The organism is Candidatus Electrothrix sp., from assembly GCF_052785085.1.
Genome location: NZ_JALAAI010000216.1, coordinates 1 through 2,688, shown reverse-complemented (window position 1 = coordinate 2,688; position 2,688 = coordinate 1). Strand labels below are relative to the sequence as shown.

Annotated in this window: 4 protein-coding genes; all 4 read left to right on the top strand. The window is 43.3% G+C overall.

Annotation, left to right across the window (positions count from 1 at the left end; genetic code table 11):
• Window positions 1-314: 314 nt before the first annotated feature.
• The 4 genes from L2082_RS19030 to L2082_RS19015 all read left to right on the top strand — a co-directional run bounded on the left by L2082_RS19030 (window position 315) and on the right by L2082_RS19015 (window position 2,404).
• Window positions 315-1,151: an abortive infection family protein gene (locus tag L2082_RS19030; RefSeq protein WP_446011259.1), complete on the top strand. Its 837-nt coding sequence runs from the start codon at window positions 315-317 to the stop codon at window positions 1,149-1,151.
• Between the two features lie 61 nt (window positions 1,152-1,212).
• A complete protein-coding gene (locus L2082_RS19025) occupies window positions 1,213-1,428 on the top strand; it encodes a hypothetical protein (protein WP_446011258.1) in 216 nt (71 codons plus the stop codon).
• A 14-nt stretch (window positions 1,429-1,442) separates the two neighbouring features.
• On the top strand, window positions 1,443-1,799 hold the full coding sequence (locus L2082_RS19020; protein ID WP_446011257.1) for an STAS-like domain-containing protein: 357 nt from the start codon (window positions 1,443-1,445) through the stop codon (window positions 1,797-1,799).
• Complete coding sequence (locus tag L2082_RS19015) at window positions 1,790-2,404, top strand: type II toxin-antitoxin system VapC family toxin (RefSeq protein WP_446011256.1); 615 nt, start codon at window positions 1,790-1,792, stop codon at window positions 2,402-2,404. The genes L2082_RS19020 and L2082_RS19015 overlap by 10 nt, the downstream gene beginning before the upstream one ends.
• Window positions 2,405-2,688: the final 284 nt, after the last annotated feature.

The window sequence follows — 2,688 nt, the reverse complement described above, 5'->3', positions numbered from 1 at the left end:
TACTATCCTGGCGGGACAGTAAGAAAAAAAATGAAAATAAAAAAATCTGTGGTGCCAAGAACGAATTGCCAAAACACTTAACATGCTGATTTCAAAAGGATTATTTTCTCGGTATCGCAAAGTTGGGTTAACAGCTCTCATTCAAGGCACCGGGTGGAGTGTGGTGCCCCGGTTGTCAGGATTTTAAACAATACGACTCTTGCGGCCTTCCCCTGTGCATTTTTGCCCTTGACGGAAACCCTTTGTTTACATTCTTAATTCAGTATGTTTTTTTATCCCCAAAAAAAACTATCAATTCCTGACTTTAAATGATCATGCGAAAGAACATACCTGCTCCAGTTATTGCAATTCTGAGTACAATTGTCGCCGATGAAGAAACACATGCAACTCTTGACAGTCTTTTTATGTATGCTGGAGCACCGGGAGAACCGCCAGACCGCACCAAATATGCCAAGGCTCTTGAGTGGCTAAGGATTGTGAACAATACGCCCGATGTCGATCCTCTATCAATTCTTGGTAAAATTATAGAAGAATACATGGAGACTGACCCAGCCCCTGATTCTTGCTCTGATGATGCTCATATTAAACAACGAATGGAAAACAGGGGTAAACTCAAAAAAAAATTACACGAGTATGGACTTACCTATATTACAGGAGGAATTATATCTGAAAATGTAAACACAAGTTCGCCTTCAAAATCACTGGAAGAAATCATTAAGCGTCATGATGTTAAAACGATATCTTCTGAATTTGAGAGAGCCTTAAAGAACATTAGCTCAAATCCCCCTGATGCCGTTTTAGCTGCCTGTACAATTTTAGAATCTATTTGCAGGATATATATTGAAGATCATGATCATTTGGAGCTTCCCAAGAAACTCAGCTTAGATAAAATTTGGATTATTGTTAGAAAAGATTTGGGTTTTGATCCTCAAAAAATTGAAGATCAAGATTTGCAAAAAATATTAACCGGAATTATTTCCATTGTTAACGGGATAGGTTCATTACGCACTCATGCAGGTAGCGCACATGGTGTAGGCAGAACTCGTTATAACCTGGAGCCAAGACATGCAAGGCTTGCTGTTCATGCGGCACATACTATTGCAGCATTTATAATGGAATCTTGGGAAAAAAAGATGCACAGTAAGGCTTGAATATTCCGCATGTCCTTTCAGAACAATTGACAACATATATATAGCAGGATACGGAATAATCATGCTGAAACAACGGTCTTCCTGTAATCCACGCAACAAACTGTTTCCTCAGCTGGAAATATTCAGCCATAATGGTTATACTCTAATTGACGGCTCTTCCGATATCGTCAACAACAGGGCTTCGTTTTTTCAGGGAACACTTGCCAACATCACGCTGAAATGTGATGAATCTTTTTATCATTTTTCTGATGAACCGATTCAAGGCCCGTATTTTTAAGGAGGGAACGCCCCATGAAAACATCAATACATAAAATGATAGGGGCAAACTGCATCACTCTGGATGACGGCCAGCAGGTCTATAAAACCATTCACCCGGAGTTGACAGCAGGCCGCCCCGTGGAACTGGATTTTGACCAGGTGGAAATCTTTGCCTCTCCCTTCTTCAATGCCGCCATCGGCCAACTGCTGAAGGATATAGCACCGGATGACCTGAACCGTCTCCTTGCCTTTCACGGGCTGAATTCCAACGGTCAGGCCGTTATGCGGCGGGTTATTGAGAATTCCAAACGCTATTACAACGAACCGGAATTCAGGAAAAATCTTGACGACATTTTCCTTGAGCAGAGCAAGGAGCTGCAATGGCAGTAAATTATACTGTCCAGGCGAATGTTGTTGATATACGGCGGGATAATCCGAAACAGGAAGATGCCTTTCTGGTTGATACCAATGTCTGGTACTGGCTGACCTACACCAAGGCCAGCAACTCGGCACAGCCCCACCAGACAAGGCATTATCCCGCCTATATCGGGAAAGCCCTTTCCGCCAAAAGCCAACTGCACCATTGCGGCCTTTCGTTAAACGAACTCTCTCATATTATCGAAGGCACTGAAAGAGATATTTTCAGACGATCATCTCCCGCCACTAATACAAAAAAGTTTCGCCACAACTTCCCGGCTGAACGAAATAATGTTGTTGCGGAAATTCAAACCGCCTGGGAACAGGTGGAAACTATGTCAAAATCGCTTGATCTAACCGTCAATGCGGACTTGACAGATAAGGCTTTGCAACGAATGGCTACCGAATCTCTGGACGGCTATGACCTTTTCCTGCTTGAGGCCATGTCAGAGGCCGGTATTCAGAATATAATCACCGATGACGGCGATTATGCCACCGTGCCCGGAATACAGCTTTTCACTGCCAACAAAAACGTGATTAAGACGGCGAGAAATCAGGGCAAGCTGGTCAGGAGGTAGCTTGCCCCTTCAATCTGTCTTTTTTTCTCATTCGGGCCAGCAATTCAACGGATACCACCTAATGCAATTCCCCCTGAATCCGGGTCAGTCCATCGGATATAAGGCCGGTGTAATGATCGATAATCTTTCCAGTCAGCACAGAATCGTATGTCCGTTTCAATACCATCGCCATTAAAGCACCTCTTCTGGCGTATTAACTCGCCCAAGAACGGCTACTTGATTAGCGATGGATTGAATAGAAATACCTTCTGGAATTTGCGGAAGCAATTTTAATGTTTCACGGA